Below are 607 nucleotides of genomic sequence, written 5' to 3' on the forward strand. Positions count from 1 at the left end.
CAAACACATGGGCTGCGTCGCTTCGCTCCTAATTTTAGCCCATGTGTTTCCGCCCCTAAGCAGGGCGTTAGCTGCCAGAGGAATCGTTTTGCGCTTAATCTTTTTTTCGACTTTCTACTTTTGGGCAATGCTATCAAATGCTTGCCAAGTTGAAACAACTCCGATAACAAGATTGGTTGGAGAGGCGCATCATATTTTTATTGGTTCTATTGTCGAAATTCACTGGGATGAATATGAAAACTCTTTGATTGAGCCTCAAATAAGTGAAGGCGAATTTGAAATTCCAAGATACGCTTCATATTCGTATCGTGTTGTCGTCAGAGATGTACTCAAAGGGGAACATGTCCCAGTGAGACTAAAAGGTGGTTACTGCCAAGGTGCCCACGTTTCAGGTCAGTCAACATATGTTATTTTGACATTTCCTAGAGGTGACGACTGGGGTAGCAAAGCGTTTTTGCTCAAAAGTCCCCAAGCAAAAGAAATAGTGGAAGTGTTGAGTGACAGCTAACAAGCCAATATAGTCGCTCACTTGCGTTCGCTGGGACACAAACACGTAGGCTCCCATCGCTTCGCTCAGGATTTTAGCCTACGTATTTGTGCCCCTAAT

Annotated in this window: 1 protein-coding gene; it reads left to right on the forward strand. The window is 44.2% G+C overall.

The window, feature by feature from the left end; all coding sequences use genetic code 11:
- Window positions 1–508: hypothetical protein (locus JKP77_RS22185; protein ID WP_218313348.1), on the forward strand; the 508-nt coding region annotated here is incomplete at its 5' end.
- Window positions 509–607: the final 99 nt, after the last annotated feature.

Origin of the sequence: Alteromonas antoniana, from assembly GCF_019249295.1 — a bacterium.
GTDB classification, from domain to species: Bacteria; Pseudomonadota; Gammaproteobacteria; order Enterobacterales; family Alteromonadaceae; genus Alteromonas; species Alteromonas antoniana.